The sequence below is a fragment of the Streptomyces sp. enrichment culture genome (genome assembly GCF_964272855.1).
GTDB lineage: Bacteria > Actinomycetota > Actinomycetes > Streptomycetales > Streptomycetaceae > Streptomyces.
Map to the genome: position 1 here is coordinate 5,037,815 of NZ_OZ186847.1, position 17,422 is coordinate 5,055,236.

Here is a 17,422-nt window from a genome sequence, read left to right on the forward strand (position 1 = left end):
CCGTCCTTCCACGAGATGTGGCGCGAACTGCTCCCCATCGGCCGGCACGCCGGCTCCGGCGGCTACCGGCGGTTCGCCTGGACGGGCCGGGACGCCGAGTGCCGGGACTGGTTCCAGGGGCAGGCCCGGGCACGCGGACTGGCCTACGAGGTGGACCGCAACGGCAACCAGTGGGCCTGGCTCGGTGACCCCGCCGCCGGGGACGCCGTCGTCACCGGGTCGCATCTCGACTCGGTGCCCGACGGCGGCGCCTTCGACGGGCCCCTCGGTGTCGTGTCCGCCTTCGCCGCGCTCGACGAACTGCGCGGCCGCGGCGCACGGCTCACCAAGCCGCTCGGCATCGTCAACTTCGGCGACGAGGAAGGCGCCCGCTTCGGCCTCGCCTGCGTCGGCTCCCGGCTCGCCGCAGGACAGCTCACCGTCGAGCAGGCGCACCGGCTCACCGACGGCGACGGCGTCACCCTTCCGCGGGCCATGGAGGCCGCCGGACACGACCCCGGCACCATCGGCGCCGACCCGGAGCGGCTGGCCCGCATCGGCGCCTTCGTCGAGCTGCACGTCGAACAGGGCCGTGCCCTGGACCTGTCCGGGGACCGGGTCGGCATCGCCAGCGCCATCTGGCCGCACGGCCGCTGGCGGTTCGACTTCCACGGCGAGGCCAACCACGCGGGCACGACCCGGCTCGCCGACCGGCGTGACCCCATGCTGCCGTACGCCGAGACGGTGCTCGCCGCCCGCCGGGAGGCACGGCTCGCCGGGGCCGTCGCCACCTTCGGGAAGATCGCCGTGGAGCCGAACGGCGTCAACGCGATCCCCTCCCTGGTGCGCGGCTGGCTCGACTCCCGCGCGCCCGGGCAGGACACCCTCGACACGGTGGTCGGCGGCATCGAGAAGGCGGCCCGCGAGTACGCCGAAGCCCACGGCGTCGACCTCGACGTGGTCCGTGAGTCCTTCACGCCCGTCGTCGAGTTCGACCACGCGCTGCGCGACGAACTCGCCCGCATACTGGGCGCCGAGAGCGACCTGACGGTCCCCGTTCTCGGCACCGGCGCCGGACACGACGCCGGGATCCTCTCCGGGACCGTCCCGACCGCCATGCTGTTCGTACGCAACCCCACCGGCGTCTCGCACTCCCCGGCCGAGTTCGCGGCCGAGGACGACTGCGTGGCCGGGGTGCTCGCCCTGGCCGACGTACTGGAAGGACTGGCCTGCAGGTGACCAAGGCGACCTACTGGTCGGAACACGCCTGGCTCGGCACTCACGTCGAGCCGGGCGTGCTCCTGGAGACGAGCGACGGACGGATCACCGCCGTCCGCACCGGTATTGACAGCCCGCCGCCGGGCGCGGAGGTCCTGCGCGGGCTGACCCTGCCCGGCCTCGCCAACGCGCACAGCCACGCCTTCCACCGCGCCCTGCGCGGCACCGTCCAGGTCGGCTCCGGAACCTTCTGGACCTGGCGCGAGGTCATGTACTCCGTCGCCGAGCGGCTGACCCCGGACACCTACCACGCCCTCGCCCGCGCCGTGTACGCCGAGATGGCACTGGCGGGGATCACCGCGGTCGGGGAGTTCCACTACGTGCACCACGCACCGGGCGGCACCCCGTACGCCGACCCCAACGCGATGGGCGAGGCCCTCCTCGCGGCCGCCGCCGAAGCCGGTATCCGCATCACCCTCCTCGACACCGCCTACCTCTCCTCCGGCTTCGGACAGCCCCCCACCGCCCACCAGCTGCGCTTCTCGGACGGGACCGCCGAGGCCTGGGCCGAACGCTGTTCGGGGCTCAAGGAGCGCGAGCACGCCCGGATCGGGGCGGCGATCCACTCCGTACGGGCCGTGCCCGCCGACCAGTTGGCGACCGTGGCACGCTGGGCCGAGCAGCGCGGGGCCCCGCTCCATGTGCACCTGTCCGAGCAGACCGCCGAGAACGACGCCTGCCGGGAAGTCCACGGGTGCACCCCGACACAGCTGCTCGCCCTGCACGGCGTCCTCGGCCCGCGCACCACCGGCGTCCACAACACCCACCTGACCGCCGAGGACATCTCCCTCATCGGCGGCAGCGGCACCGGCACCTGTATGTGCCCGACGACCGAGCGGGACCTCGCCGACGGCATCGGACCCGCCGTCGCCCTGCAGAACGAGGGCTCCCCGCTCTCCCTCGGCTCCGACAGCCACGCCGTCGTCGACCTGCTGGAGGAGGCGCGGGCGATGGAGCTGAACGAGCGGCTGCGCACCCGCACCCGCGGCCACTGGACGGCCGCCGCCCTGCTGCGGGCCGCCACCGCCGACGGGCACGCCGCCCTCGGCTGGGACGACGCGGGCGTCCTGGAGCCCGGCGCGCTCGCCGACTTCACGACGATCGCGCTCGACTCGGTCAGGACGGCAGGGCCGCTTCCGCGGCTCGGTGCCGAGACGGCCGTATTCGCCGCGTCGGCAGCGGACGTGTCGCACACGGTCGTGGGAGGCCGGCACGTTGTACGGGACGGGGTCCACCGTCTCGTCCCCGATGTGCCGCAGGCCCTCGCGCACGCCGTCGAAGCCCTGCGCGGATGACGGCGGGCCGCCCACCCGGGCGGCCCGCCTCCGCCCCCGAACCCGACCCCACCGCCGACCAGGCAACCAAGGACGCCATGAGCAACGCGACGACCGTCAGCCCCGCCCACTCAGCGAGCACCGCGAGCACGCTCATCACCAACATCGCGACCCTGGTCACCAACGACCCCTCCCTCGGTGACGGTTCCCCCCTCGGACTGATCCAGGACGCGGCCGTCGTCATCGAAGGCGACCGCGTCGCGTGGACCGGTGATCAAAGCAAAGCACCCGCCACTGACAATCGGGTCGACGCCGGCGGCCGGGCGGTCGTCCCGGGCTTCGTCGACTCCCACTCCCACCTGGTCTTCGCGGGCGACCGCACACAGGAGTTCAACGCCCGGATGTCGGGGCGGCCGTACAGCGCGGGCGGCATCCGCACCACCGTCGCCGCCACCCGCGCCGCCACCGACGCGGAGCTGGAGGCGAACCTCACCCGCTACCTCGCGGAGGCCCTGCGCCAGGGCACCACGACGTTCGAGACCAAGTCCGGCTACGGCCTGACCGTCGCGGACGAGGCCCGCGCCCTGCGCATCGCCGCCGCCCACACCGACGAGGTCACCTACCTCGGCGCGCACGTCGTCTCCCCGGACTACGCCGACGACCCGGCCGCCTATGTCGCCCTGGTCACCGGCGAGATGCTGGACGCCTGCGCACCGTACGCCCGCTGGATCGACGTCTTCTGCGAGAAGGGCGCCTTCGACGGCGACCAGGCCCGCGCCGTCCTCACCGCGGGCAAGGCGAAGGGCCTGCACCCGCGCGTCCACGCCAACCAGCTGTCGTACGGGCCCGGCGTGCAGCTCGCCGTCGAGCTGGACGCCGCCAGCGCCGACCACTGCACCCACCTCACCGACGCGGACGTCGACGCCCTCGCAAACAGCCGTACGGTCGCGACCCTCCTGCCCGGCGCGGAGTTCTCCACCCGCGCCGAGTGGCCCGACGCCCGCCGGCTGCTGGACGCCGGCGTCACCGTCGCCCTGTCCACCGACTGCAACCCGGGCTCGTCCTTCACCTCGTCCGTGCCGTTCTGCATCGCCCTCGCCGTGCGGGACATGGGCATGACGCCGGACGAGGCGGTGTGGTCGGCCACGGCCGGCGGGGCGCGGGCGCTGCGCCGCGCGGACATCGGGCGCCTCACCCCGGGCGCCTTCGCCGATCTGACCCTCCTCGACGCGCCGAGCCACGTCCACCTGGCCTACCGCCCCGGCGTCCCCCTGGTCACCGGCGTCTGGCGACGCGGCACCCGCGTGGTCTGACCGTCAGGAACAGTCGGCCCACCGCGAGTTCCAGGCGTCACACCGTCAGGAAGCGGCCCGCCACCGCTGATCCGCCCGCCCCGCCTCCGGCAGCAGGGCCAGCCGCCCGCCGCCGACCGGGGTCACCGCGTGCCCCGGAGCGATCGCCGGGCGGATCACGCCGTGCCCGTCCACCGCGAACCGCAGGTTCCGGCCGTTGCGCCCGTCCACCGAGGAGCAGGTCCAGATGCCCACGCCCCGGTCCACCGAGCCCCGGCTGTCCAGGCAGTACGCCGGATCGGCGGCCGACTGCAGCACGCCCCGCCCGGTGTCGACCCGCCAGACCTGGGTGATGGAGGAAGCCGCGCAGGGGACCGTGATGACGTCCGTGCCGTTGTCCATGACGCCGTCGCGGATGTCCAGGCAGAGCCCGGAGACGGCGTTCACCACCTGGGCGTAGGAGCCGCCGGGGAGCCGTACCGGCGGCGGCGTGGGCTTCGGGGACGGCTTCGGCGTGCGCGACGGAGTCGCACTGCGTGAGGTGGCGGGAGGCGATGTGACGGGGGTGGGGGTGGGGGTGGGAGACACCGTCCTCGTCGCGGTCGCCGTGACCGTCACCGGCGGGGGAGCGGCCGGGACCGACACCGGGCTCGCCGGGCCTGCCGTGTTCTCCGTGCCCGGCTCGTCCGGCGTCAGCAGGAAGACCAGCAGCGGCGTCAGAGCCACCCCGAGGGCGGCGGTGACCAGGGAGTACCGGCGGCGCTGCGGCGGCCAGGACGTCCCGGCGGCCGCGGCGCCGGGCTCCCGCCCGCGCGTGGCGTAGGCCGCGCCCGCCCACGGCAGCAGGCCTTCCGCCAGCGCCGTACGGGGCGAGTCGCGCAGGTCGGACAGTTCCTCATGGGCCGTCGCGCAGTGCACGCACACCGCCCGGTGGGCGTCCAGGTCGCGGCTGCGGCGCGGCGCGTGCGGCCGGGCGGACTCCTCGATGAGCCGCCGGAACGCCCGGCAGCTCGGGTCGTCGGAGGCGCCGAGACGGACGTCCAGGCAGGCGCGCGCCATCTCGTCGAGCGCCGCGTCCCTGCCGTAGGTCACCTCCTGGGGGGAGACGCCGAGCAGGGTCGCGGTCGTTTCGTCGTCCTCCTGTTCGACGACCGTGTACCAGAGGATGCCCCGGGTACGGGGCGGCAGCGAGCGGAACGCGTCGAGCAGGGGTGGGACCGGGCCGCCGGGGCCCGCCGTGTTCAGCACCAGCAGCAGGCCGGGGTCGAGCCCGGCGGAGCGTTCGCCCGCGGCCCACTCGGCGGCCAGCCGCGCGGTCAGCAGCAGGATGCGGTGCCGCCATGGCAGGGCGGGACCGTTGCCGCGGGCCGCCTCGCGCGCGGCGACCGTGAAGGCCTGGGCGGCCAGCTGACGGGCCGTCGACTGGCCGGCCGCACAGAGCCGGGCGTAGGCGAGCGCGGACTCCTGGTGCCGGGCGCGCAGCTCCTGCAGGGCCGGGTACGCGCTCGCGGAGTCGCCGCGGAGCAGTTCCGCGAGCCGTGCGTCGGCCGCTCCCGCATGGTCGTGCCCCCGGCCCATCCCCCGCCTCCTCGCAGCCGTGCCACCCGCCGGTGTCCTGACCTACCGGCGGGTATGACGGCTCATAGTGGAGGACGGGGACCGCCTGGGAAAGAGTTTCCGCGGGTAACCGGGAGCGGCCCCCGGCCCCGCGTGCACCCGGCGCACCGGGCGGGAGAGGTCACTCCTCGACCGTCAGCCCCTTGCGCAGCCGCCCCAGCGTCCGTGACAGCAGCCGGGACACGTGCATCTGGGAGATCCCCAGCTCTTCCCCGATCTCCGACTGCGTCATGCCGGCGACGAACCGCAGGGAGAGGATCCTGCGGTCCCGGGGCGGCAGTTCGGCGATCAGCGGCTTCAACGACTCGACGTACTCGATGCCTTCGAGCCCGTGGTCCTCGTAGCCGATGCGGTCCGCGAGCGCGCCCTCGCTGTCGTCCTCCTCGGGCTGGGCGTCGAGCGAGCTCGCCGTGTAGGCGTTCGACGCGGCCATGCCCTCGACGACCTCTTCGTGCGAGATGCCGAGCCGTTCGGCCAGTTCGGCCACGGTCGGGGAGCGGTCCAGCTGCTGGGCCAGCTCGTCACCGGCCTTGGCCAGGTCGAGCCGGAGCTCCTGGAGCCGGCGGGGCACGCGGACCGACCACGACGTGTCGCGGAAGAAGCGCTTGATCTCCCCGATGATGGTTGGCATCGCGAAGGTGGGGAACTCGACGCCGCGGCTGAGTTCGAAACGGTCGATCGCCTTGATCAGGCCGATCGTGCCGACCTGGATGATGTCCTCCATCGGCTCGCTGCGGGAGCGGAACCGCGAGGCGGCGAACTTGACCAGGGCGAGGTTCAGTTCGACGAGGGTGTTGCGGACGTACGAGTACTCGTGCGTCCCTTCCTCCAGCGACTCCAGCCGCTCGAAGAGGGTCTTGGACAGGGCCCGGGCGTCCTCGGGGGCCACTTCGTCGTACGGGGGGATCTCCGGGAGTCCCGTGAGGGCGTCGGTCGCGACGCCGTCCTGTGCGATGGGATCCAGATGTTCCGGAGGGAGTGTCGACGTCGCCTGGTGGGTATGCGAGGCGTCGAGCCGGGGTGACATGATGTCCTCCATCGTTCTCGGCATATGGCTGCCGAAGCCAGTACGTGCACTGCGGTGTGCGGCGCCTCCAAAGCCGGCCGTGTCGGGTACGTGTCCTTACTAGCCCTACCCGCTACCCCGAGCAGACCGCAAGTGCGTTCTATGTTAGAATGTCCGTTTTTGCCCGGATGTTCGGCTGTTGGAGTGGTGAAGGAAGGCGTAGTGTTCGAGGGCGACAAGTCAGCAGCCACGACCTCGGGAGAGAGACGGCATGGACCACGGGACGGTCGGCAGCGCACAGTCGGGCCGGCTTCTGGTGGAGGTGCGGGAAGCGGGTTCTAGCGCCGTCGTGACTCCGGCGGGTGAGCTCGATCACCACACCGCCGATCTGTTGCGCGAGCCACTCGAGGAGTGCCTCGCCAAGGGTTTCAGTCGACTGGTCGTGGACTGTTCACGACTGGAGTTCTGCGACTCGACGGGGCTGAACGTCCTGCTCGGCGCCCGCCTGAAGGCCGAGGCCGCGGGCGGCGGCGTGCACCTGGCCGCGATGCAGCCGGTGGTGGCCCGCGTCTTCGAGATCACCGGGGCCGACGCGGTCTTCACCGTCCACGACACCCTTGACGCGGCCCTGGCGGGCGAGCCCGGAGCGAGCGGCGAGGGCGGCTCGGGCGGCGTCGGCTGAGCGGGGCGGGACGGTGCCCGGGTCGTGCCGAAAAGAGGGGGTGTCCCGCCCGCCCGGTCGGGCAGGAGACATCCTGAACACGTCGGTGGCACGGACGGCACGGACGGCTGAGACGGTGAGGACGGCAGGGGAGCGGTCACCGTCGGCCGGCCCGGGTGCCGGACGGCCGGCACTCGTGAAGGAACTCTTGAATCGTGAACTGGTGAATCGGTGAGGTGAAGCGCTGATGAGCACCACCCGGCCCTACTCGCCGGGCGACCGCGGCCCGGAGCCCAGCGGCGCTTCCGGGGGGCCCGAGGGGGGAGCGCCCGGCTCGAAGCAGGGGCGTGAGGTCCGCAGGCTCAGCCTGGACGGCGCGACCGGGGTCGTGCCGATGGCTCGGGATTTCGCCCGGCAGGCCCTGTACGCGTGGGGCTGGCTGCCGGCCGCGACGGCGGATCGGCGGGCGGCGGCGGAGGACGTCCTGCTGGTCGTGTCCGAGCTGGTCACCAACGCCTGTCTGCACGCCGAGGGGCCGGACGAGATGTGGATCGCCCAGGACAACAAGGTGATCCGGATCGAGGTCTCCGACCGAGGCTCGGGCCAGCCCGCGCCGCGTACCCCGCACCGGGCGGGGCGGCCCGGCGGGCACGGGATGTTCATCGTGCAGCGGCTCTGCCTGGACTGGGGGGTCGTGCGCACGCCGGGCGTGTCCGGCAAGACGGTGTGGGCGGAGCTGGGCGCTCCGGCGTGACCGGCCCGGGCGTCGCCGGCTCCGCGTGACCGGCCCTGCCCCCGCACATTTCTGACACACCATCACTCTTCCCTTCCCCACGCCCCCTGGCGTCCTTGACGGCCCGATCTGATGTGCCGTCAGGAATGAGGGGGCGGTGTCGACCGTGTCGCACCGGAAGCGAACCGCCGCGCCGGCGTCCGCCGCGGCCCTGGCCGGCTCGGCCGTCCTGGTGACCGCCCCGGCCGCCCGAGCCGAGGTCGTCGAGGTGAACTACGCCTGCGAGACGCCCATCGGCGACCGGAACGCGACCTCGCCGGTGCGGATCGACGCCCGCGCGGACAGCGGGAGCACGACCTCACCGTCCGCTTCGGGAAGTCCGTGATGGACAGCCCGGCCGACATCCCCGAGGACTCCGTCAAGCCGTCGATGGAGGTCGTGCTGGGCGGCGCCGACGAGGGCACGGTCCACGTGGAGAACCCGGCGAACAGCGAGCCGGTCAAGGCGGGGGAGCCGATCGAGATCCCGGATCTGAAGGGCACCTACAAGCCGGTCGCGAGCGGGCAGTCCACGCTCCCCCCGGGCGTCCTCACCATCGAGGCCCTGGGCGCGACCACGACCTGCACCCCGGAGAGGACGGAGGTCTCCCTGACCCTGGACACCACCGGCCGGCCGGGCGGCGCGGGCGGCTCGTCGGGCGGGGGTTCCACGACCGGTGGCGGTTCCACGGCCGGCGGCTCGGCGGCGGGCCGCAGCGGCGGCGGCCTCGCCGGCGCCGGCTCCGAGGACCACGCCACCCTCGAGGCCCTCGCCCTGGCGGCCGGCACGCTCACCCTGGTGGGCACGGCCCTGCTGACGTTCCTGCCGGGCCGCCGCACGCCCTGAAGAACGCCCGAGTACACCCTGAGGAACGCCCCCGGAAAACCCGGAGGGCCACCGCATCGCGTGATGCGGTGGCCCTCCAGGAGCGTAGGAACTGCGTCAGCGGACGTCGCCCATGAGTTCCTTGACGTTCTTGCGGTACATCCAGACCGCGAAACCGGCGAGCACGGCCAGGCCGGCCTCGGCGGCCACGACGCCCGTCTTGTTGAGGTCGACGCCGAACTCGGACAGCAGACCGGTGACGGCGTCGCCCGCGGTCACCGCGAGGAACCAGACACCCATCATCTGCGAGGCGTACTTGGCCGGGGCCATCTTCGTGGTCACCGACAGACCCACCGGGGACAGCATCAGCTCACCGGCCGTCTGGCAGAAGTAGATCAGCACGATCCACCACGGCGAGACCTTGCCGCCGTCCGCCGCCGCCAGCGGCAGCAGGAAGACGAAGAAGGAGATGCCGACCAGGACCAGACCGCCCGCGAACTTGACGATCGTGCTCGGCTCCTTGCCGCTGCGGGCGAGCGCCAGCCAGATCGTGGCGAAGACCGGGGCCAGCGCCATCACCAGGACCGGGTTGACCGACTGGAACCAGGAGACCGGGAACTCCCAGCCGAAGACGTGCGTGTCGACGTGCTCGTCCGCGAACAGCGACAGGGTCGAGCCGCCCTGGTCGTAGATCATCCAGAAGACGGCCGCGGCGACGAAGAACCAGATGTAGCCGGAGACCTTCGACTGCTCGGTCGCGCTCAGCTCCTTGTCGACCTTGATCCGCAGCAGGACGCCGACCGGGATGAGCAGACCGATGACCATCAGCGGGACCGTCACCCAGCGCAGGGTGTAGTGGCCGGTGACGACGAGGGTCGTGTAGGCGACGGCCGCGATCAGCAGCCAGATCATGGCCTTGCGCAGCGTGGACTTGCGCTCCTCGGCGCTCAGCGGCTTCGGGACGAGGCTGGAGCGGTCCGACAGGTGGCGGCTGCCGAGCAGGAACTGGGCCAGACCCAGCGCCATGCCGAGGGCGGCCAGCGCGAAGCCGAGGTGCCAGTTCACCTTCTGGCCGATGGTGCCGATGATCAGCGGCGCGGCGAAGGCACCGAGGTTGATGCCCATGTAGAAGACCGTGAAGCCGCCGTCGCGGCGCGGGTCGTTCGGGCCGTCGTATAGGTGGCCCACCATGGTCGAGATGTTGGACTTCAGCAGGCCGGAGCCGATGGCCACCAGCAGCAGACCGAAGTAGAACGTGCCCGAGCTGGGCAGCGCCAGGACCAGGTGGCCGGCCATGATGATCGAGCCCGCGACCGCGACCGTCTTGCGGGGGCCCCAGACGCGGTCACCGAACCAGCCGCCGGGCATGGCGAGCAGGTACACCGTCGAGACGTAGACGGAGTAGATGGCGATCGCCGTACCGGCGTCCAGGCCGAGCCCCGCGGGGGCGACCAGGTAGAGGGGGAGCAGTGCCCTCATGCCGTAGTAGGAGAAACGCTCCCACATCTCGGTCATGAAGAGGGTGGCCAGTCCGCGGGGGTGGCCGAAGAAGGTCTTCTCGGAACCGGGGGTGCCCGGTCGGGCCGAGTCCTTCGTCAGGCTGGACGCCATGGTCGTTCCTTGCTGGTCGGGACGCGCAGCTGGAGCGTCGCGCGCCCGGTGGGGGACGGCCGGCACCGGCGGGATCGAACACGTCCGCCCCCACGCCCACGGGGGTTTCCGCTCCGGGTCACGGAGCGGTGGACGGCGTCCACCGGGATCCACGCCTCGCGTGCGTCACTGCGCGTGAGGCCCGGCCACAGGTCATTCCTTTCAGGCTGGTCTAGACCAGCCCGCACATAAAAGAGACCTTCAGCGTCAAACCGACTGCCGAAGGTCGCCGCGTGCTACAGGCGTGAAATCACCATACGGCAGGACAGCGCCGGATATGGAAGGACTTGAGAGATGGATCACAGGTGTCGGAGGAACCGCGGCAACGGTTTCTAAGGTCATTACCAGGATCGCACCTCGGGGATAGTGGTCTGTACCACGGCGACCTCGAAGGTAAGAGGCGCTCAAGAGGCCGGTAAGAGGCAAGGTCGCGATCACACCCCGGCTCTTGTCACGGTCGGACTACCATCAGCTCATGACCCGTGTACTGCTCGCCGAGGACGACGCGTCCATCTCGGAGCCCCTGGCGCGCGCGCTGCGCCGGGAGGGTTACGAGGTCGAGGTGCGTGAGGACGGACCCACCGCGCTGGACGCGGGAATGCAGGGCGGTGTCGACCTGGTCGTGCTGGACCTGGGCCTGCCCGGCATGGACGGCTTGGAGGTGGCCCGCCGGCTGCGTGCCGAAGGGCACACCGTGCCCATCCTGATCCTCACCGCGCGGGCCGACGAGGTGGACACCGTCGTCGGCCTGGACGCGGGCGCCGACGACTACGTCACCAAGCCCTTCCGCCTCGCCGAGCTGCTGGCCCGCGTCCGGGCCCTGCTGCGGCGCGGCTCCGCCGAGCCCCAGCAGCCGCCCGCCACCCACGGCGTGCGCATCGACGTCGAGTCCCACCGGGCCTGGATGGGCGACGAGGAGCTCCAGCTCACCGCCAAGGAGTTCGACCTGCTGCGGGTGCTGGTCCGGGACGCCGGGCGGGTCGTCACCCGCGACCAGCTGATGCGCGAGGTCTGGGACACCACCTGGTGGTCGTCCACCAAGACCCTCGACATGCACATCTCCTGGCTGCGCAAGAAGCTCGGCGACGACGCCGCCAACCCCCGGTACATCGCGACGGTCCGTGGCGTGGGCTTCCGCTTCGAGAAGAGCTGAGCCCGCCCCCGGGCCTTGGAAGTAGGACATGCGCCGCCGACTGATCCAGTCCACGCTCGCCGTGGTGCTCGTCGTGATCGCCGTGTTCGGCGTCTCCCTCGTCATCGTCGAGACCCGGACCATCAGCGACAGCGCCCAGGAGCGGGTGGAGTCCGAGGCGGTCCGGCTGGCCAGCATCGTGGACAGCCGGATCCTCGCCGCCGAGAAGATCTCCGCCGGTCTCCTCGGCGACCAGGTCAACGGCGACCAGTACGCCGTCATCCGCATCCCCGGCCAGGCGCCGATCGAGATCGGCGAGAAGCCGGACGGCGACGTCATCCAGGCCACCCGCACCGGCGAGGAACACGAGACGGTCACCGTCCAGGAGCCGCGCTCGGCGGTGTACGGGGAGGTCGGCCGCACCCTGCTGATCATCGGCGCGGTGGCACTGCTCGCCGTGATCGCCGCCGTGCTGCTGGCGCTGCGCCAGGCCGACCGGCTCGCCTCGCCGCTCACCGACCTCGCCGAGACCGCCGAACGCCTCGGCTCCGGCGACCCGCGGCCCAAGCGCAAGCGGTACGGCGTCCCGGAGCTGGACCGGGTCGCCGACGTCCTGGACGCCTCCGCCGAGCGCATCGCGCGGATGCTGACCGCCGAGCGCCGGCTGGCCGCCGACGCCTCCCACCAGCTGCGCACCCCGCTGACCGCGCTGTCCATGCGGCTGGAGGAGATCACCCTCACCGACGACCCGGACACGGTGAAGGAGGAGGCGACCATCGCGCTCACCCAGGTCGAACGCCTGACCGACGTGGTGGAACGGCTGCTGACCAACTCCCGCGACCCGCGCACCGGCTCCGCCGTCACCTTCGACCTCGACGAGGTCATCCAGCAGCAGCTCGCCGAGTGGCGCCCCGCCTACCGCAGCGCCGGACGCGCCATCGTCAGCTCCGGCAAGCGGCATCTGCGGGCGGTGGGCACACCGGGCGCCGTGGCGCAGGTGCTGGCGGCACTGATCGAGAACTCCCTGATGCACGGTGGCGGCACCGTCGCGCTGCGCACCCGCGTCACCGGCAACCAGGCCGTCATCGAGGTCACCGACGAGGGGCGCGGCGTCCCGGCCGACCTGGGCGCCCGCATCTTCGAGCGGGCCATCAGCGGCCACAACTCCACGGGCATCGGCCTGGCCGTCGCCCGCGACCTGGCGGAGGCCGACGGGGGCCGGCTGGAGATGCTCCAGGCGTCGCCGCCGGTGTTCGGCCTGTTCCTGTCGCGTACGGCGGTGAAGAAGCCGGAGGACGAGGAGCGCACGGTCCGCTGAGGCGCGGTTACACGCGTGCCCGCTGCCGCACCCGCTCGCGGTCCCGGGGCCGCTCGGTCTCCAGGAACGACTCGGGGTCCGGGGCGGGCTGCCGCGCGGGCAGCGCCCGGAAGACCCAGGTGCGGTACGACCAGAAGCGGAACAGGGTGGCGACACCGATGCCGAGGAACTTGAAGATGTTGCTCTGCAGCGGGGTGTCCCAGCCGAAGCCGTAGGTCGCGGCGTAGAGCACGCCGTTCTCGATGACCAGGCCGACCACGCTGAACAGCAGGAACAGTGTCAGCTCGCGGGTGCGGCCGCTCTTGTCGCGGTCCCGGTAGGTGAAGTAGCGGAAGCCGACGTAGTTGAAGGCGATCGCCACGATGGTCGCGATGACGCTGGCCCGCACCACCTGCAGGTCGGTCACATGCCGTACCAGGTTGAACACGAGGAGGTTGACGAGCAGACCCGCACCGCCCACCGCGCCGAACTTGGCGACCTCACGCGTCAGCCGGCCGAGCCGCTGCCGGAGCGTGGTGGGGGGCGCCGGAGGGTGCCCCGAGGAATCACGTCCCATGGTCGTGAAGGCCCCCGTCCGTCGGTTTCGTCAACCCAGTCATGCTAACCACCCCCCTTCCGTGATCGCCTGTGGACGGGCTGGCGGTTCACGAGGAGATCGCCGAGGGGGCCGTACGGAGCACCGGACAGGAGCGGAATCCGGCCGCGGTGGCGCGGCGGATACCCTGGGGGCGTGACGTTCCCGGTAGTCGGCATGGTCGGCGGGGGCCAGCTCGCTCGTATGACACACGAGTCGGGCATCCCGCTGGGCATCAAGTTCAAGCTTCTCAGTGACACCCCTCAGGATTCCGCGGCGCAGGTCGTGAGCGATGTCGTCATCGGCGACTACCGCGATCTCGACACGCTGCGCGAGTTCGCGCGCGGGTGCGATGTGATCACCTTCGACCACGAGCATGTGCCCACCGAGCACCTGCGGGCCCTGGAGGCGGACGGCATCCCCGTGCGCCCGGGGCCAGACGCGCTGGTGCACGCCCAGGACAAGGGCGTGATGCGGGCGAGGCTCGACGCGATCGGTGTGCCGTGCCCACGGCACCGGATCGTGAGCGATCCCGACGATGTGGCGGCGTTCGCCGCCGAGGGCGACGGGTTCCCGGTCGTCCTCAAGACCGTCCGCGGCGGCTACGACGGCAAGGGCGTGTGGGTGGTGGACTCCGCCGAGGAGGCCGCCGAGCCGTTCCGCGCCGGTGTCCCGGTGCTCGCCGAGGAGAAGGTCGACTTCGTCCGCGAGCTGGCCGCCAACGTGGTCCGCTCCCCGCACGGGCAGGCCGTCGCCTACCCGGTGGTGGAGTCCCGCCAGGTGAACGGCGTGTGCGACACGGTCATCGCCCCGGCGCCCGACCTCGACGAGGCGCTGGCGCTGAAGGCCGAGCAGATGGCCCTGACGATCGCCAAGGAACTCGGCGTCGTCGGCCACCTCGCCGTCGAGCTGTTCCAGACCCGCGACGGCCGCATCCTCGTCAACGAGCTGGCGATGCGCCCGCACAACTCGGGCCACTGGTCGATGGACGGCGCGATCACCTCGCAGTTCGCCAACCACGTCCGCGCGGTCCTCGACCTGCCGCTCGGCGACCCGCGCCCGCGCGCGAAGTGGACCGTGATGGTCAACGTCCTGGGCGGCGACTACCCGGACATGTACTCGGCGTACCTGCACTGCATGGCCCGCGACCCGCAGCTCAAGATCCACATGTACGGCAAGGACGTGAAGCCCGGCCGCAAGGTCGGTCACGTGAACACCTACGGCGACGACCTGGACGACGTGCTGGAGCGCGCCCGTCACGCAGCCGGCTATCTGAGAGGCACGATCACCGAATGAGCCCCGTTGTTGGCATCGTCATGGGGTCGGACTCCGACTGGCCCGTCATGGAGGCCGCCGCCAAGGCCCTCGACGAGTTCGAGATCGACTACGAGGTCGACGTGGTCTCCGCCCACCGGATGCCGCGCGAGATGATCTCGTACGGCGAGCAGGCCGCGGACCGGGGGCTCAAGGTGATCATCGCCGGTGCGGGCGGTGCCGCCCACCTGCCCGGCATGCTCGCCTCCGTCACCCCGCTGCCGGTGATCGGCGTACCGGTGCCGCTGAAGTACCTCGACGGCATGGACTCCCTGCTGTCGATCGTGCAGATGCCGGCCGGTGTCCCGGTCGCCACCGTCTCCGTGGCCGGTGCCCGCAACGCCGGTCTGCTCGCGGCCCGCATCCTCGCCGCGCACGACGAGGAGCTGCTGGGCCGGATGCGCGAGTTCCAGCAGGACCTCAACGACCAGGCCACCGAGAAGGGCAAGCGGCTGCGCGCCAAGGTCGAGGGCGCCGGCAACGGTTTCGGCTTCGGCAAGTAGGTGAAGCAGGCAAGGTAGGCCGAGCAGGCACGGACGAGTCGAGAGAAGGGGGACGGCGATGACCTCGCTGGAGGAGGCCCGGGAACTGCTGCGCGAGTTCCCGGTGGTCGACGGGCACAACGACCTGCCCTGGGCCCTGCGCGAGCAGGTGCGCTACGACCTCGAGGCCCGGGACATCGCCGTCCCCCAGGGCGACCATCTGCACACCGACATCCCGCGCCTGCGGGCCGGCGGGGTGGGCGCCCAGTACTGGTCGGTGTACGTCCGCGCCGACCTGCCCGACCCGGTCACCGCGACCCTGGAACAGATCGACTGCGTACGGCGGCTGATCGACCGTCACCCCGACGCGCTGCGCTCGGCGCTGACCGCCGAGGACCTTCGGGCGGCGCGCTCCGAGGGCCGGATCGCCTCCCTGATGGGGGCCGAGGGCGGCCACTCGATCGACAACTCGCTCGGCACCCTGCGCGGCCTGTACGCGCTCGGCGTCCGGTACCTGACGCTCACCCACAACGACAACGTGGCCTGGGCGGACTCCGCGACGGACGCACCCGGCGTCGGCGGCCTGTCGGCGTTCGGCCGCGAGGTGGTCCGGGAGATGAACCGCCTCGGCATGCTGGTCGACCTCTCGCACGTGGCCGCCACCACCATGCGGGACGCGCTGGACACCAGCACCGCGCCGGTGATCTTCTCCCACTCCTCCGCCCGCGCGGTCTGCGACCACCCCCGCAACGTCCCGGACGACGTGCTGGAACGCCTCCCCGGCAACGGCGGCATGGCCATGGTGACGTTCGTGCCGAAGTTCGTCCTCCAGGCCGCCGTCGACTGGACGGCCGCCGCCGACGAGAACATGCGCGCCCACGGCTTCCACCACCTCGACACCACCGCCGAGGCGATGAAGGTGCACCGCGCCTTCGAGGAGAGCCACCCGCGCCCGGTCGCGACCGTCGCCACGGTCGCCGACCACCTCGACCACATGCGCGAGGTCGCGGGTGTCGACCACCTCGGCATCGGCGGCGACTACGACGGCACCGCCTTCACGCCCGACGGCCTCGACGACGTCTCCGGCTACCCGAACCTGATCGCCGAGCTGCTCGACCGCGGCTGGTCGAAGGCCGACCTCGCCAAGCTGACCTGGCAGAACGCGGTGCGGGTGCTGGGCGCCGCCGAGGACGTGGCGCGGGACCTTCAAGCGACCCGCTCCGCATCCAACGCCACCATCGGGGAACTGGACGGCGACTCCGCGAGCGTGGGGTAGTCGGTGTAGCCGGTCGCGCCGCCCACGTACATCACATACCGGTCCCCGCACCGGGTTGAGCGGCGCGCCCAGCCGCAGCCGGGCGACGAGGTCCGGGTTGGCGAGGAACGGCCGCCCGAGCGCGACCAGGTCCGCGCCGGCGGCCAGCAGCCGCTCACCGGCCCGCCGTACGGCGCCGGTGGTCAGCTCTCCCAGGACCGGATTGGCGACGAGGGTGCCCGGCCAGTCGGCGCGGATCCGCCGGAACACCGGGGAGTCGGGGTCGGCGTACACCACGTGCAGATACGCGAGCCCGAGCGGCCGCAGCGCCGCCCCGAGGGCCGGATGAAGCGCCTCGGTGTCGCCTTCCTCGATGCCGTTGACGGTGAGCCCCGGAGCGATCCGCACGCCCACGTGGCCGGCCCCGACCTCCGCGACCACCGCTTCGACGACCTCCACCACGAACCGGATCCGCCCGGCGACCGAACCGCCGTACTCGTCGGTGCGGCGGTTGGTGTTCCCGGCGAGGAACTGGTGCAGCAGACAGCCGTTCGCGGCGTGCACCTCGACGCCCTGGAACCCGGCGTGGAGCGCGCGCCGGGCGGCGGCCGCGAAGCCGGCGACGGTGGCGCGGATGTCGTCGCCGGTCATCTCGCGGGGCACGACGGCCGGCCGGTGCCCTTCCGAGGTGAAGACCGTGCCGGGCAGCGGGACCGGCGAGGGGGCGAGCGGTATGTGGCCGCTGGTCGCGGGGTGGCCGATCCGGCCGCCGTGCTGGAGCTGGAGGAACATCCGCCCGCCCGCGTCCCGCACCGCGTCGGTGACCCGCCGCCGGCCGGCCCCGTGCGCCGGGGTGTGGATGGCGGTGATGTTCGGGTAGGTCTGCCCGACCGTGTTGGGCGTCGCGGCCTCGGCGACGATCAGGCCGGCGGCGGCGCGCTGGGCGACGTACGCTAGAACCTGACACTGATGTCAGAATCGAGCCCGTGTGAT

General features: G+C 72.2%; 16 protein-coding genes and 1 pseudogene. 12 read left to right on the forward strand and 5 right to left on the reverse strand.

Features of this window, described 5'->3' with window-relative positions:
* The first annotated feature begins 15 nt into the window (after positions 1-15).
* Genes ACSU6L_RS22190 through hutI form a run of 3 tightly spaced genes read left to right on the forward strand, consistent with a single transcriptional unit; the run spans position 16 to position 3,844 of the window.
* Positions 16-1,218, forward strand: a complete 1,203-nt coding sequence (locus ACSU6L_RS22190) for an allantoate amidohydrolase (protein ID WP_437065006.1) — start codon at positions 16-18, stop codon at positions 1,216-1,218.
* Positions 1,215-2,552: a formimidoylglutamate deiminase gene (locus ACSU6L_RS22195; protein ID WP_437059337.1), complete on the forward strand. Its 1,338-nt coding sequence runs from the start codon at positions 1,215-1,217 to the stop codon at positions 2,550-2,552. The genes ACSU6L_RS22190 and ACSU6L_RS22195 overlap by 4 nt, the downstream gene beginning before the upstream one ends.
* Positions 2,549-3,844: an imidazolonepropionase gene (hutI, locus tag ACSU6L_RS22200; protein WP_437059339.1), complete on the forward strand. Its 1,296-nt coding sequence runs from the start codon at positions 2,549-2,551 to the stop codon at positions 3,842-3,844. Before ACSU6L_RS22195 ends, hutI begins: the two co-directional genes overlap by 4 nt.
* A 45-nt stretch (positions 3,845-3,889) precedes the next feature.
* On the opposite strand, the gene ACSU6L_RS22205 is transcribed toward hutI, so the two are convergent.
* Together ACSU6L_RS22205 and ACSU6L_RS22210 are read right to left on the reverse strand one after the other, a co-directional pair.
* Positions 3,890-5,401, reverse strand: coding sequence for a ricin-type beta-trefoil lectin domain protein (locus ACSU6L_RS22205; RefSeq protein WP_437059341.1), 1,512 nt, complete (start codon positions 5,399-5,401; stop codon positions 3,890-3,892).
* 160 nt (positions 5,402-5,561) lie between these two features.
* Positions 5,562-6,479, reverse strand: coding sequence for an RNA polymerase sigma factor SigF (locus tag ACSU6L_RS22210; protein ID WP_437059343.1), 918 nt, complete (start codon positions 6,477-6,479; stop codon positions 5,562-5,564).
* Positions 6,480-6,717: 238 nt separating this feature from the next.
* On the opposite strand from ACSU6L_RS22210, the gene ACSU6L_RS22215 reads away from it, so the two are divergent.
* The 4 genes from ACSU6L_RS22215 to ACSU6L_RS22230 all read left to right on the forward strand — a co-directional run bounded on the left by ACSU6L_RS22215 (position 6,718) and on the right by ACSU6L_RS22230 (position 8,725).
* Entirely contained in the window at positions 6,718-7,128 is a 411-nt protein-coding gene (locus tag ACSU6L_RS22215; RefSeq protein WP_437059345.1) for an STAS domain-containing protein, read from the forward strand.
* 226 nt (positions 7,129-7,354) lie between these two features.
* On the forward strand, positions 7,355-7,861 hold the full coding sequence (locus tag ACSU6L_RS22220; RefSeq protein ID WP_437059347.1) for an ATP-binding protein: 507 nt from the start codon (positions 7,355-7,357) through the stop codon (positions 7,859-7,861).
* Between the two features lie 136 nt (positions 7,862-7,997).
* Positions 7,998-8,225: a hypothetical protein gene (locus ACSU6L_RS22225; RefSeq protein WP_437059349.1), complete on the forward strand. Its 228-nt coding sequence runs from the start codon at positions 7,998-8,000 to the stop codon at positions 8,223-8,225.
* On the forward strand, positions 8,225-8,725 hold the full coding sequence (locus tag ACSU6L_RS22230; protein ID WP_437059351.1) for a hypothetical protein: 501 nt from the start codon (positions 8,225-8,227) through the stop codon (positions 8,723-8,725). Before ACSU6L_RS22225 ends, ACSU6L_RS22230 begins: the two co-directional genes overlap by 1 nt.
* A 96-nt stretch (positions 8,726-8,821) precedes the next feature.
* Here ACSU6L_RS22230 and ACSU6L_RS22235 read toward each other — a convergent pair whose 3' ends face one another.
* Positions 8,822-10,315 carry an oligopeptide:H+ symporter gene (locus ACSU6L_RS22235; RefSeq protein WP_437059353.1) on the reverse strand — a complete coding sequence of 498 codons (1,494 nt, stop codon included), beginning with the start codon at positions 10,313-10,315 and terminating at the stop codon, positions 8,822-8,824.
* Positions 10,316-10,829: 514 nt separating this feature from the next.
* Between ACSU6L_RS22235 and ACSU6L_RS22240 the strand changes: the two genes are divergently transcribed.
* Positions 10,830-11,507, forward strand: coding sequence for a response regulator transcription factor (locus ACSU6L_RS22240; RefSeq protein ID WP_037628240.1), 678 nt, complete (start codon positions 10,830-10,832; stop codon positions 11,505-11,507).
* A gap of 28 nt (positions 11,508-11,535) precedes the next feature.
* A complete protein-coding gene (locus ACSU6L_RS22245; protein WP_365515040.1) occupies positions 11,536-12,804 on the forward strand; it encodes an ATP-binding protein in 1,269 nt (422 codons plus the stop codon).
* A 7-nt stretch (positions 12,805-12,811) separates the two neighbouring features.
* On the opposite strand, the gene ACSU6L_RS22250 is transcribed toward ACSU6L_RS22245, so the two are convergent.
* The gene (locus ACSU6L_RS22250; RefSeq protein ID WP_437059356.1) at positions 12,812-13,360 is read right to left on the reverse strand and encodes a GtrA family protein; all 549 of its coding nucleotides are present in this window, start codon (positions 13,358-13,360) and stop codon (positions 12,812-12,814) included.
* A gap of 174 nt (positions 13,361-13,534) precedes the next feature.
* Between ACSU6L_RS22250 and ACSU6L_RS22255 the strand changes: the two genes are divergently transcribed.
* The 3 genes from ACSU6L_RS22255 to ACSU6L_RS22265 are packed head-to-tail and all read left to right on the forward strand — an operon-like array spanning position 13,535 to position 16,450.
* On the forward strand, positions 13,535-14,674 hold the full coding sequence (locus tag ACSU6L_RS22255) for a 5-(carboxyamino)imidazole ribonucleotide synthase (RefSeq protein ID WP_437059358.1): 1,140 nt from the start codon (positions 13,535-13,537) through the stop codon (positions 14,672-14,674).
* On the forward strand, positions 14,671-15,195 hold the full coding sequence (gene purE / locus ACSU6L_RS22260) for a 5-(carboxyamino)imidazole ribonucleotide mutase (protein ID WP_437059360.1): 525 nt from the start codon (positions 14,671-14,673) through the stop codon (positions 15,193-15,195). The genes ACSU6L_RS22255 and purE overlap by 4 nt, the downstream gene beginning before the upstream one ends.
* A 58-nt stretch (positions 15,196-15,253) precedes the next feature.
* On the forward strand, positions 15,254-16,450 hold the full coding sequence (locus ACSU6L_RS22265) for a dipeptidase (protein ID WP_437059362.1): 1,197 nt from the start codon (positions 15,254-15,256) through the stop codon (positions 16,448-16,450).
* Here ACSU6L_RS22265 and ACSU6L_RS22270 read toward each other — a convergent pair.
* Positions 16,381-17,380 (reverse strand): annotated as a pseudogene (locus ACSU6L_RS22270) (alkene reductase); the annotation flags it as partial. The gene ACSU6L_RS22265 and the pseudogene ACSU6L_RS22270 sit on opposite strands and share 70 nt — an antisense overlap.
* Positions 17,381-17,422: the final 42 nt, after the last annotated feature.